General features: G+C 71.1%; 10 protein-coding genes. 3 read left to right on the top strand and 7 right to left on the bottom strand.

All coding sequences use genetic code 11. The annotated features are described in order from the left end of the window. Positions 1–113: 113 nt before the first annotated feature. The 4 genes from ppx to G4G93_RS18470 form a co-directional block, all read right to left on the bottom strand. Entirely contained in the window at positions 114–1649 is a 1536-nt protein-coding gene (gene ppx, locus G4G93_RS18485) for an exopolyphosphatase (RefSeq protein WP_165086185.1), read from the bottom strand. 64 nt (positions 1650–1713) lie between these two features. After that, positions 1714–4044, bottom strand: coding sequence for an RNA degradosome polyphosphate kinase (locus tag G4G93_RS18480; RefSeq protein WP_395411904.1), 2331 nt, complete (start codon positions 4042–4044; stop codon positions 1714–1716). 128 nt (positions 4045–4172) lie between these two features. Next, the gene (locus G4G93_RS18475; protein WP_165086184.1) at positions 4173–4904 is read right to left on the bottom strand and encodes a hypothetical protein; all 732 of its coding nucleotides are present in this window, start codon (positions 4902–4904) and stop codon (positions 4173–4175) included. 25 nt (positions 4905–4929) lie between these two features. Next, positions 4930–6114 carry an AI-2E family transporter gene (locus G4G93_RS18470; RefSeq protein WP_165086350.1) on the bottom strand — a complete coding sequence of 395 codons (1185 nt, stop codon included), beginning with the start codon at positions 6112–6114 and terminating at the stop codon, positions 4930–4932. Positions 6115–6398: 284 nt separating this feature from the next. Between G4G93_RS18470 and G4G93_RS18465 the strand changes: the two genes are divergently transcribed. Next, positions 6399–7538, top strand: a complete 1140-nt coding sequence (locus tag G4G93_RS18465; protein ID WP_165086183.1) for an acyltransferase family protein — start codon at positions 6399–6401, stop codon at positions 7536–7538. 4 nt (positions 7539–7542) lie between these two features. Here G4G93_RS18465 and G4G93_RS18460 read toward each other — a convergent pair whose 3' ends face one another. Beyond that, entirely contained in the window at positions 7543–8394 is an 852-nt protein-coding gene (locus G4G93_RS18460) for a type 1 glutamine amidotransferase (protein WP_165086181.1), read from the bottom strand. 241 nt (positions 8395–8635) lie between these two features. Here G4G93_RS18460 and G4G93_RS18455 point away from each other — a divergent pair, with 241 nt between their 5' ends. Then, a complete protein-coding gene (locus tag G4G93_RS18455) occupies positions 8636–10834 on the top strand; it encodes a transglycosylase domain-containing protein (protein WP_165086180.1) in 2199 nt (732 codons plus the stop codon). 188 nt (positions 10835–11022) lie between these two features. Beyond that, the gene (locus tag G4G93_RS18450) at positions 11023–11280 is read left to right on the top strand and encodes a hypothetical protein (protein ID WP_165086178.1); all 258 of its coding nucleotides are present in this window, start codon (positions 11023–11025) and stop codon (positions 11278–11280) included. 314 nt (positions 11281–11594) lie between these two features. On the opposite strand, the gene G4G93_RS18445 is transcribed toward G4G93_RS18450, so the two are convergent. Both G4G93_RS18445 and G4G93_RS18440 read right to left on the bottom strand, forming a co-directional pair. Then, entirely contained in the window at positions 11595–12257 is a 663-nt protein-coding gene (locus tag G4G93_RS18445; protein ID WP_246736869.1) for a DUF2155 domain-containing protein, read from the bottom strand. Between the two features lie 176 nt (positions 12258–12433). After that, entirely contained in the window at positions 12434–12850 is a 417-nt protein-coding gene (locus G4G93_RS18440; protein WP_139037688.1) for an NADH:ubiquinone oxidoreductase subunit NDUFA12, read from the bottom strand. Positions 12851–12934: the final 84 nt, after the last annotated feature.

Here is a 12934-nt window from a genome sequence, read left to right as displayed (position 1 = left end):
TCGGCCCCCTCATACGCGGTCCGGTCGATCGCTTCGCGTTGCCGACGGCGGCTTCGCCCGAGCGCCGCGGGTCCGGCGATACGCTGTCCGGAAGGAATCCTCCGGAGAGCGTCTCACCCCTCGATCTCGATCCGCGCCTCGACCCCGAGCAGCCGCCCGAGCCCGCGCAGCCGGTTCGACAGGCGGTCGCTCGCCAGATCCTTCAGGTCCTGCGGCAGGGTGAGGGTGATGGCGCCGTCGCGCATCGCCAGCGGCGTGCGGGGCAGGATGCCCTCCATCGCCACCGAAACCGGGAAGGCGACGCGCAGGACCGCGCCGAGGAGCCGCGCCTGCTCGAACAGCCGCGGGCCGGCGAGCTGGCGGAGCAGCGGGCTCGCCTTCTCGGGGGCGACGCCCTCGTGGCGGAAGAACACCGCGACGGCGAGGTAGGCCCGGCCCGGATGGTCGATGCCGACGAAGGAGCCGTGGGCGATGACGTTGAGGCTCTGCTCGCCGCGGTAATCCGGATGGGTGCGCCAGCCGATATCGGCCAGCAGGCAGGCGGCATGGCGCAGGCGCCGCTCGTCGGCGGTCTCGGGCGTCGACAGGCTCGCCATCAGCGCGTCGGTCCAGGCCTGCAATTCGGGGCCGTGGCCGGGGCTGCGGCAGCGCAGGCGGTTGAGCTCGCTCGCTGCCAGCAGCAGCGGGTCGCGGGCGCGGGCCGCGTCGTCGAGCTTCTCGAACAGCAGGCCCTCGCGCACGCCGGTGGCCGAGATCGCGATCTCGCGCGGCCGGCCGGAGCGGATGACCTCTTCGAGCACCACCGCCCCGTAGGCCAGGAGCGGGCGGCGCGCCTCGGACACGCTCTCGACGGCGGCGAGCGTCGCGGCATCGGATTGCTCGACGACCTGGAGGAAGGACAGCTCGTCGTTCGGCTCGATCGTGTAGCCGTGCATGACGTGCAGGCGGTAGTCCCGCGCCGCCTGGTGCAGGCGGGCGAGGGCCCGCCAGGTGCCGCCGACGGCGTAGAAGGTGCGGCCCTTCAGCGTATCGAGCTGCGGGCCGGCCTTCTTGAGGGCCTCCGCCGCGAGCTTGCGCGCCTTCTTGAGCGAGCCGCCGCTGAGATCCTGGAGTGCGAGCCCGCCGAGCGGCATGGTCACGCCGCTGCCGATCGCCGAGCCGCGCACGTCGACGAGTTCGAGGCTGCCGCCGCCGAGATCCCCCACCACCCCGTCGGGAGCGTGGAATCCCGAGATCACGCCGTAGGCCGACAGCTCCGCCTCGCGCCGGCCGGAGAGCAGCTCGATCGGGTGGCCGCAGGCGGCCTCGGCGGCTTCGAGGAAGGCTGGGCCGTTCTCGGCGTCGCGGGCGGCGGCGGTGGCGAGCACGAAGACCCGGCCGACATGCATCGTCTCGCACAGCACCCGGAACCGGGCCAGCGCCTGGAGCGCCCGGCGCACCGCCTCCTCGTTCAGGCGGCCGGTGGTCAGCACGTTGCGGCCGAGGCCGCACAGGACCTTCTCGTTGTAGAGCGGCGTCGGCGCCCGGCTGATGCCCGAATAGGCGACCAGCCGGACGGAGTTCGAGCCGATGTCGATGATGGCGATGGGGGCGCCGGGCTCGATCCGGGCGAGCGCGGCTTCGTTCAGGGCGGTCTGATCCAGGCCCATCCAGGTCCTCATGGCGGGGGGCGCTGCCCGACGGCGGCCCCCGGGACCGGCCCGGACCGCCGCGTCAGGCGCGCTGGGCGCGCCGGCTGAGCGCGCGCGGACTCGATTTCTTCGATGCCTTCCCGCGGCCCGACAGGCTCGGGTTGGTCATGAAATACTTGTGCGCGTTGAAGGGTTCCTCGCCCTCGGCGGGCTCGATCCGCTCGCTCGCGCCCGACGCCAGTACACGCCAGCTCTGCTGGTTGTCGAGGAGATTCGCCATCATGATCTGGTCGAGCACCTGCTGGTGCACCGTCGGGTTGAGGATGGGCAGCATTGCCTCCACACGGCGATCGAGGTTGCGGCTCATCAGGTCCGCCGACGAGATGTAGACCCGGGCCTTGGGGTGCGGCAGCCCGGCACCGTTGCCGAAGGCGTAGACCCGGCCGTGCTCCAGGAAGCGCCCGACGATCGACTTGACCCGGATGTTCTCAGACAGGCCCGGCACCCCGGGCCGCAGGCAGCAGATGCCGCGCACCACGCAATCCACCGGCACGCCGGCCTCGCTGGCGTCGTAGAGCGCGTCGATGATCTGGGTATCGACGAGCGAGTTGCACTTGATCCAGATCGCCGCCGGGCGCCCGGCTTTCGCGTGGGCGATCTCCTCGGCGATGTGCTCGAGGAGCCGCGCCTTCATGGTCAGCGGCGAGACCGCCATCCGCTCCAGTTCCGCCGGCTCGGCGTAGCCGGTGATGAAGTTGAAGATCCGCGAGACGTCGCGGCCGATCAACGGGTCGGCGGTGAAGAACGACAGGTCGGTATAGATCCGGGCGGTGATCGGGTGGTAGTTGCCGGTGCCGACATGGCAGTAGCTCACCAGGCGGTCGCCCTCGCGGCGCACCACCATCGAGAGCTTGGCGTGGGTCTTCAGCTCGATGAAGCCGAACACCACCTGGGCGCCGGCCTTCTCGAGATTGCGGGCCCAGCGGATATTCGCCTCCTCGTCGAAGCGCGCCTTCAGCTCGACGAGGGCCGTCACCGACTTGCCGGCCTCCGCCGCCTCCGCCAGGGCCGCGACGATCGGCGAGTTCGACGAGGTGCGATAGAGCGTCTGCTTGATCGCCACGACGTTCGGGTCGCGGGCGGCCTGCGACAGGAACTGCACCACCGCGTCGAACGACTCGTAGGGATGGTGGACGATGAAGTCCTTCTGGCGGATCGCCGCGAAGCAATCGCCGCCGCTCTCGCGGATGCGCTCGGGGAAGCGCGGGTTGTAGGGCTTGAACTTCAGGTCCGGCCGGTCGATCCCGACGATCTGCGACAGCTCGTTGAGGGCCAGCATGCCCTCGACGAGGAAGACCGCATCGACCGAGATCTCCAGTTCGTCGGCGACGAAGTTGCGCAGGTCCTCCGGCATGTTGGCGTCGACCTCGAGCCGGATCACCACGCCGCGGCGGCGCTGCTTGAGCGCCGTCTCGAAGTGGCGCACCAGGTCCTCGGCCTCCTCCTCGATCTCGAGGTCGGAATCGCGCACCACCCGGAAGCCGCCCTGGCCCTTGACGAGGTAGCCCGGGAACAGGCGGCTGGTGAACAGCACGATCACCTGCTCGACGGCGACAAACCGCGCGCTGCCGCTGCCGGTCGGATCGGGCAGGCGCACGAAGCGGTCGATGATCGAGGGCAGGCGGATCAGCGCGCGCAGCACCCTGCCGTCCCGCGGCCGCACCAGGGTCAGCGCGATCGTCGAGCCGAGATTCGGGATGAACGGGAACGGATGCGCCGGATCGATGGCGAGCGGCGTCAGCACCGGGAAGATGTGCTGGAGGAAGTAATCCTCGAGCCAGGCCGCCTCCTCGGCGGTGAGGTCCATCGCCTCGACGAGGTCGATGGCGTGCTCGTGCAACGCCGCGCGCAGCTCGCGCCAGCGCCGCTGCTGGTCGCGGGCGAGGCCCGACACCTCGGCGTCGATGCGGGCGAGCTGCTCGGACGGCGAGAGACCGTCGGCGGAGGGCGCGGTCAGCCCGGCCCGGACCTGGTCGTGCAGGCCGGCGACCCGCACCATGAAGAACTCGTCGAGGTTGTTGGCCGAGATCGACAGGAAGCGCAGCTGCTCCAGCAGGGGGTGGCCGGTATTCGAGGCCTCCTCCAGCACGCGGCGATTGAACTGCAACCAGGACAATTCACGGTTGACGAAGCGGCCGGGCTCGTGGCGCAAGGCCCGGCCGGCCTCCACCGCCTCGGCCTTGGCCAGGCGGGCGGCCGCCTGCGCCGCATCGGCCTCGTCGGCGGCCCTCACCGCCTCGGGGGCGGCGAGCCCTTCGACCGCATCGTGACGGACACCCTCGGTGGTCGCAGGCGTCGCCTCGGTCTCGTCGAGGACCGGGATGGCACTGGCTCCGGCTGCGGTGTCCGACACGGTGGCTCCTCCTTGATCGATGCCGGGTGAGGGCTTCCAGCCCATTCCGGTGACAGGACAGTTTGACAATTGCGTGAAAGGCGGTGCCCGGTCCGCCTCATGAAGCGATGGAGGACTGTTGTAAGACCTTAATCCTCGTCGTCCGGTTCCTCGCCCGCCTCCTCGCCGCCCTCGTCCTCGCTCCCCTCCAGGGTCGCGAGTGTCGCCAGGGCGAGCGGCCGGGTGATGCGCCGGCGCCGGCTCAACCCCTCGCGGTCGAGGAGCGCCACCACGTCGCGGGCCCGCGCCAGCGACCGGTCGAGGCGCAAGGTGAGCGCGTCGACCACGCTGGTATCGACGACGAGCTGGCGGTCGAGGAAGAGCTTCACCAGCACGACCTTGAGCAGCGCCTCGTCCGGGGGCCCGAGGCTCACGCCGGGGGCGAGGCGCAGGCGCGAGCGCAGGTCGGGCGTCGCGACGCCCCAGGCCTCGACCGGGCCGGAGCCCGTCACCACCACGCTCAGGCCCCGCTCGCGGACGAGATTGAGGAGGTGGAACAGGGCCCTCTCGTCGCGGCCCTCCGGCCGGTCGGCATCCTCGATCACCAGGGCGTCGGCCTGCGCGAGGTCCGGCACCGCCTCCGCCGTCACCGCGGCGACCGGCAGGGTGAGCGCGCCGGAGCGCTCGGCGAAGATCGCCGCCAGGTGGCTCTTGCCGCTGCCCGGCGGGCCGGTGAGCACGAGGACCCGGTCCGGCCATTCGGGCCAGGCCTCGATGCGGGCATAGGCCGCCTCGTTGCTCGGGCTGACCAGGAAGTCCTCGAGGCCGAAGCGGGGGGCGACGGGCAGGTCGAGGGCGAGCTGGCGCGGCTGGTCGGACATGCGGGAGTCGGGCGCCTCTTGCGGGTCAGGGCTTCGATATGGCGGGCGGGACGGAATTCGCCACCGCCGGATTGGCGAGCGCCGGCTTTGCTACTGCCGGCTTTGCTACTGCCGGCTTGGCCACCACCACCGTCGCGTCGGGTCCGAGGATCGGCGTGCCGTCGTGGTAGAGGCGGCTTTCGAGATAGCGTTTCACCCCGAAGCGGGCGACGACGCCGAGGGCCGCCGCCACCGGCACCGCCAGGAGCAGCCCGAGGAAGCCGAACAGCGAGCCGAAGGCGAGCAGCGCGAACATCAGCCAGACCGGGTGCAGCCGCACCGCGTCGCCGACGAGCTTGGGCTGGAGCACGTTGCCTTCCAGGAACTGGCCGACCAGGAAGATCCCGACCGTCAGCACCACCGAGACCCAGTCCGGCCAGAACTGCACCAGGGCGACGCCGGTGGAGAGCAGGAAGCCGGTGAGCGAGCCGACATACGGGATGAAGGTGAGGAAGCCGGCCATCAGGCCGATCAGCACGCCGAAATTCAGCCCGACCAGCCAGAGGCCGACCGCATAGAAGGTGCCGAGGATCAGGCAGACCAGGCTCTGGCCGCGGATGAAGGCGGTGATCGCCCCGTCGATGTCCCGGGCGAGCATCCGGGCGGTGTCGCGGTGGCGCGGCGGCACCCAGCGGTCGAGGGTGGCGATCATCCGGTCCCAGTCGACGAGCAGGTAGAAGGCCACCACCGGCGTCACCACCAGGAGCGAGATGATGCCGACGACCGCCTGGCTGCCCGACCACAGCGAGCGCAGGAACCCGAGGATCCAGGCCACGGCCTGGCCCATCAGGTTGCCGACGGAGGATTGCAGTTCCTGGAGCGCGCCGTGGCCGCCGGCCCGCTCGATCAGGGGACCCGCCCGCTCGGCGATGATCGCCTGGAGCTTCGCGATCATCGCCGGCAGCGAGGCGACGAGGGCCGCGACCTGGTTCGCCGCGAGCGGCACCACCAGGATCAGGGCGAGGATCAGCCCGCACAGGAACACCGCCAGGATGATCAGCGTCGCGGCGAGCCGCCCGACCCCGAGCCGCTCCAGCCGGTCGGCGACCGGATCGAGGGCGTAGGCGAGGGCCGCGCCGGCCACGAAGGGCAGGAGCACGTCGCGCAGCTGGTAGAGCAGGAAGACCAGCAGGGCGAGGACGGCCAGGGTGATGGCGGCCCGGCGTTGGATCGGCATCGCGGTTCGAGCCCGTCGCACGCGCGAATCCGTCGCGCCCCGGCCGGCCCGAGATGGAAGCGGCGCGCCGCAGGGTCAAGCCCGATGGCCGGGGGGCGGGCGGCACGGGTCCGGGCGGGCCGTCCGGCCGATTTCCGGACATCCCGACGCCCGCGACCGGGCGAAGGCGCACCAGGGTAAATCCGGACTTGCCGCATCTCAGGCGATTCGACGGGCCGTGCCGGCACCGTTCTTTACGTCTCCCTGCGAGCCTCGGACCAGCCTCGTGGAGACCGCCGATGTCCGCCCGCCCCAACACCGAACCCGTCCTCTCGGTCCGGCCGGACGATCCGGTGCGCCCGCGCGGCGCCGGCGAATCCGGGCGGCTCGCCTGGGTCGACGTGGCGAAGGGCATCTGCATCATCCTGGTGGTGATGATGCACTCCACCCTCGGGGTCGGCGAGGCGATGGGGGGCGAGGGCTTCATGCACCACGTCGTGGAGTTCGCCAAACCGTTCCGGATCCCGGATTTCTTCCTCCTGTCCGGCCTGTTCCTCGGCCGCGTGGTGGACCGCGACTGGCGGCTCTTCGCCGACCGGCGCATCGTGCACTTCGCGTATTTCTACCTGCTGTGGCTGGTGCTCCAGTCGGCGGTGAAATACGCCCAGATCACCGACGGCGCAGGCCCGGGCGCCTTCCTCGCCCACCTCGCCCACGGGCTGGTCGAGCCGTACTCGACCCTGTGGTTCATCTACCTTCTGGCGGTGTTCTCGGTCGCGGTGAAGCTCCTGCGCCGGCTGCCCGGCCCGGCGCTGCTGATCGGCGCGGCCCTGCTGCAGCTCGCCCCGATCCATACCGGCTCGACCCTGATCGACGAGTTCTGCGCCCGCTTCGTCTACTTCGTCGCCGGATACCTGTTCGCGGATCGCATCTTCGGCTTGGCCGACACGGTGCGGGCGAAGGCCGGCCCGGCGCTGGCGGGGCTGGCCCTCTGGGCGGTGATCGAGACCGTGTTCGTCGTCACGCCGACCGGATTCCCGTCGCATCCGACCCTCGCGAGCCTGCCGGGCGTGAACCTCGTGCTGGGTGCGGCCGGCGCGGTCGCCATCGTGGCGGCGGCCGCCCTTCTGACCAAGGCGGGCGGACCCGTCACCGCCGCCTTCCGGGCCTGCGGCGAGCGCTCGATCGTGATCTACCTCGCCTTCTTCCTGCCGATGGCGGCCTTGCGCACCGTGCTGATCCGCAGCGGGGTCATCGAGGATGTCGGGCTGGTCTCGGCGCTCGTGACTTTGGCCGCCGTGACGGTTCCCCTCGCCATCGAGCGGGTGGTCCGCCACACCCCCGCCCGGTTCCTGTTCCGCCGTCCGGCCGCCTTCCACCTCGTCGGCGAGGAGCGTTCGGCCCCGGGGCCGCGCCTCGCCCCGGCGCGGACGGCCTGAGGCCTCAGCGCCGCCCTCCGGCCCTCGGCCGCACCAGGCGGTCGAGGAAGTTGGCGATCTCGCGCCGGCGGCGATCCGGCACCAGAACCTCGGCGGTCACGCCGAGGCGCCAGGCGAGGTCGGCCCGACCCTCCGGGTCGCGGTGCAGGTCGCGCAAGGCATCGGCATAGGCGTGGAGCGCCGCCTCGTCGCCGCACAGGCCGGCCTCCACGACGCCCTCGGCCGAGAGCCGCAGCATCGCCGCAACCTCGTCGAGGTCGAGCTCGGGATGGTACTGCGTGCCCCAGAACACCCCGTCGCCGAGGCGGATCTCGATCGCCTGGACGTCGAGCCGGTCGTTGCCGGCGAGCACCCGGCTTCCCGGCGGCGGCTCGATCACGGCGTCGTCGTGGATCGCCGGCGCGTCCCAGGCCGACGGCCGTCCGTCGAGGAGCGGGTGGCCGATCCCGGTTTCCGTCCGGCTGATGCCGCGGGCGAGGCCGTATTCCGGGCCGCGCGGGTTGCGGGCGGCCCGGCCGCCTGCGATCGTGGCGGCGACCTGCACGCCCCAGCACGAGCCGAAGACCGGAATGCCGGCGGTCAGTGCCGCCCGCACCAGTTCGCATTGCCGGGTCACCGCGGGACCGCCCTCCTCGACATGGAGGGTCGAGCCGGTGAGGACCAGGGCGTCGCAGTCGGAGAGCGCCCGCGGCAGCACCGCTTCCGGATCCGCCGGGGCGACGAGGTGGCAGCGCGCCTCCGGGGCGAGCGTCGTCAGGATGCCGGCATAGGTCTCCGCGGAAGTCCTGGCGCAGACCGTGAGATGCCTCTCGCGACCGGCCCGGTCGTTCCCATCCGCCACCAGCAGGTGCAACATGTCGGCTCCTTGTCAGAGCCTGCGCAACGTCCCCCGGGAGGCGCCGTTCCGGGCGCGGCTTGCCGCAGCCCCCGAGTCGCCCACCTAAGTCGTTCGTATCTTTCGACAAAATTTCGGTTAACGGCCCTTAAACCCGCCTCATTTACCGTCTCTTGAGTGCCCCGCGAGGCCGGTGGCGCCCCGCGAGGCCTGCAGCGCCCCGCGAGGCCGACATGTCCGGGGCGAAGGGGAACTCGGCAGGATGGCGAAGGGTCGCGAGCGGACAGGTCGGGTCGAGCCGCGTTTCGAGGCGGACGGGCCCACGGACCCGGCCTCCCTCGACCTGCGCCTCTCCCGCGGCGACCGGGCGGGGGGCGGCGTGGCGAAAGGTGCTTCCAAGGGGTCGGCCAACGGATCGGCCAAGGGGTCCAAGGCGCCGCCGAAGCGGGCCGCCCGCGCGGCCGCGCCGGTGTCGCGGCGCCGGCGGCGCTCGTTCTTCGGCACCCTCGTCTACGGCACGGTGATCCTGGGTCTCTGGGGGCTGGTGGCGGTGGCCGGCATCGTCGCCTACCACGCCTCGCAGCTGCCGCCGATCGACCAGCTCGCGGTCCCGAAGCGCCCGCCCAACATCGCGATCCTGGCCTCCGACGGCTCGCTGCTCGCCAATCGCGGCGAGACCGGCGGCCGCACGGTGAGCATCCGCGAATTGCCGCCCTACCTGCCCCGCGCCTTCGTGGCGATCGAGGACCGGCGCTTCTACGGCCATATGGGCATCGACCCGATCGGCATCGCCCGCGCCATCGGCCAGAACCTGACCCGGCGCGGTGTCGCGCAGGGCGGCTCGACCCTGACCCAGCAGCTCGCCAAGAACCTGTTCCTGACCCAGGAGCGCACCGCCTCGCGCAAGATCCAGGAAGCGATCCTGGCGCTCTGGCTGGAGCACAAGTACACCAAGGACGAGATCCTCGAACTCTATCTCAACCGGGTCTATTTCGGGGCCGGCGCCTACGGCGTCGAGGCGGCGGCGCAGCGCTACTTCGCCAAGCCGGCGAAGGACGTGACGCTGGCAGAGGCCGCGATGCTCGGCGGCCTGGTCCAGGCGCCGTCGCGGCTCGCTCCCAACCGCAACCTGCCGGCGGCGCAGGCCCGCGCCGCCCAGGTGCTGGCGGCGATGCAGGAACTGGGCTTTGCCAAGCCCGCCGACGTGAAGGTGGCGCTCGCCCAGCCGGCCAAGCCCGCGCGCGCCAAGGGCGGCGGCTCGGCCAACTACGTCGCCGACCTGGTGATGGACGTGCTCGACGATTACGTCGGCAAGATCGAAACCGACGTCGCGGTCCAGACCACCGTCGATCCGTCGATCCAGGCGGTCGCCGAGCGGGCGCTGGTCGACGAGTTGAACCAGAAGGGCGCCCGCTACAATGTCGGCCAGGGCGCCGTCGTGTCGATGCGGCCGGACGGGGCGATCCGCGCGCTCATCGGCGGGCGCGACTACGCCCAGAGCCAGTTCAACCGCGCCACCACGGCCAAGCGCCAGCCCGGCTCGGCCTTCAAGCCCTTCGTCTACCTCGCGGCGGTCGAGCGCGGCCTGACTCCCGATACGGTGCGCGAGGACGCACCGATCACCATCAAGGGCTGGAACCCGGAGAACTACTCGCGCAACTACAGCGGGCCCGTGACCTTGCGCGACGCGCTCGCCCACTCGCTCAACACCGTGGCGGTGCGCCTCGGCCAGGAGGTCGGCCCGAAGGCGGTGGTGCAGACGGCGCAGCGCCTCGGCATCGCCTCCCCCCTGCAGGCGAACGCCTCGATCGCGCTCGGCACCTCCGAGGTCACGCCGCTCGAACTGGTCGGCGCCTACGCGGCCTTCGCCAATGGCGGCATGGGCGTGATTCCCTACGTGATCGCCAGCGTGAAGACCGTCGACGGCCGCACGATCTACAAGCGCGGCCCGAGCGGCCTCGGCCGGGTGATCGAGCCCGGCGCGGTCGGCATGATGAACGCGATGCTGCACGAGGTCTTCGTCAGCGGCACCGCCAGGAAGGGCGACATCCCGGGCTGGGAGCTGGCCGGCAAGACAGGCACCAGCCAGGACTTCCGCGATGCCTGGGTGGTCGGCTTCTCCGGTACCCTCGTCACCGGCGTCTGGCTCGGCAACGACGACGGCGAGCCGACGAAGAAGGTCTCTGGCGGCAACCTGCCGGTCGAGATCTGGAACCGGGTGATGACCGCGGCGCTCCGCAGCGACAAGCCGGTGCCGCTCCCCGGCGCCGCCCGCTGGCGCCGCGGCAGCAACGCCGTCGCGGCCGCCACCGCCCCGGGCGAGCCCCAGACTCTGGGCGGCCTGATCGACGACCTCGTGGGCGGCGGCCAGCCCCCGGCTCGCCAGGCACCGCCGCCGCGGGGCGGCGGGCCGACGCGGGAGGACAAGAACTTCCTGGAGCGGCTGTTCGGGATCGATTGAGGCGAGACGCTGACGCGCTCCCGGGCATGGGCGACCGGTCGAGAGCGGGTCGCGACGCCATTTTTCCCCCACCCAGCACCTCAGGCTGAGGGTGGGACGTCGCGTCCGTCGAGACGGATCCGGTCGTCGTTCCATCCTGCATCGTTCCGTCGCCTCCCCCTCCCCTCCACCCACCGGTCGAGCGGCCAATGCCGCCGCGTCGGCGCCGCGAGGAATTGAAGCATCAGACCGGCATCGCCGAGGAGCAGAACGACCGGATAGCCTTCACGTTCACGGTGAGACGGGCCGTCCGGGACGCGGCCGCCCGGAGGCTGGACGATCCGACCTCCCTCATCATCGCCGGTATCGGTAGCAACGACACAGTCGAGCGTTTGGATTCGTGCGAGGCTGCGGAAGCGCGCATCCGGTCGGACAGGACAGAGGATGACAATCAGAGGAGCGAATAGCTGGACACAATCAGGAGAGGCAAAAAACCTCCCTCGAACCAAGATCTCCAAGCAATCTGACCTGCATCTCGGATTGGCGGTCGGCGAATTTCAAACCACCGCAGATATAGCAATTGAAAAATACCCCTCCGACGATGCATCGGCGCGGGAAATAAAAAATCCCCTCAATTCGCAGTCAGCCGCATTTGTATTTCCGGTCAACTACAAACAAAATCAAATTTTTTTCACATGCTGCTGGAAACACTGGCCCTTGACGGCAAGAGTTCCAGCGGCCCGGCCGCGAAAGATCGGGCACGCCTCGCCCCGCCCGCGCCTCAGCGCGGGTTCGGGTTCATCGGGTCGGCGCCGGCCGGCATCGGGCCGTCATTGGTCGGGAAGAAGCGCCGCGAGGGCGACTGGCGCGGCTGCACCGGCGTGCCGCGCAACGGCTCGACATCGACCTGGCCCTGGCGGTTCACCTGGCGGGCGCGGGGCGCCTCCTCGCCGCGGGCCTGCTCGCGGCGCTTGCGGCCCTCGGGCTTGGCGGCGGCCACCGGCGCATCCTCCTGCTCCTTCGGCTCGGCCACGAGGTCGGTGCCGCCTTTGCAGTCGACCAGCCACACGTCGTAGATCGGGTGCTCGATCGCGTGCAGGCCCGGGCTCGAGGCGAACATCCAGCCGGTGAAGATCCGACGGTACTTGTTCTCGAGGGTGACCTCGTCGACCTCCAGGAAGGCCGTGGTCTTGGCGCTCTCGGTCGGGGGCCGGGTGTAGCAGACCCGCGGCGTGAGCTGGAGCGCGCCGAACTGCACCGTCTCGTCCACCGCCACCTCGAACGAGACGGTGCGGCCGGTGATCTTGTCGAGGCCGGCGAAGACCGCGGTCGGGTTGCGGATCTTGTCGGCCCGGGCCGGGGCCGGCGCGAGCACCGGCCCCAGCACGACGCCGCCGAGGAGCAGGAAGGCGCCCGCGGCGCGGCGTGCAGTCATGCGGCTCAAACCCAGTCGCTCCCGGCCGTTCCGAGACGGCCCTTGGCTCGCGAGACGGCCCAAGCCCAAGACGGAATCTCGGCCGGCCTCTCGTGCCCGAATCACACGGGCGCGCGGGCGCCCCTCGGACGGCCCGCGATAGACACCCGGAGGATGGTGGAAAAAGGGCGGCTCGCCCGGCACGCTTACTCGCCCGGGACCCACGGCACGTAATCGCCGGTCGCCGCCGGCCGCTGGCCGTAGGAGAGCTGCGAACCGCGCGGCCGGTAGGCCGCGACCGTGCCGGTGAGGTTCTCCTCGTGCGGCTTCTGCCACTCGCGCGGGACGTAAGTCTCCTCGGAGGGCGCCACGTCGGTGGCGTGGCACAGCCAGCCGCGCCAGCCGGGCGGCACCTTCGAGGCGTCGGCATAGCCGTTATAGATGACCCAGCGCCGCTCCGAGCCGACCGAGGCGTCGATCAGCGGGCCTTGCGCCCGGTAGTAGCGGTTGCCGAGCTCGTCCGTGCCCACGAAGCTGCCGCGGCGCTTGGTGTAGAATTCCAGGCTGACGGTCGAGCCGCTCCACCAGGTGAAGATCCGAAGCAGGGTGTCTTTCAGCGCCATCGCGACCGTCTCTGGGCTAACGCCCCCGGGAATGGGAGGGAGCCCCCCCGTCGTCGCGCGGGACTATGGTGAGATGGCCCCCGG

Source organism: Methylobacterium sp. DB0501 (genome assembly GCF_011043735.1).
Taxonomy (GTDB): Bacteria; Pseudomonadota; Alphaproteobacteria; order Rhizobiales; family Beijerinckiaceae; genus Methylobacterium; species Methylobacterium alsaeris.
This window is presented reverse-complemented; position numbering and strand designations above follow the sequence as displayed.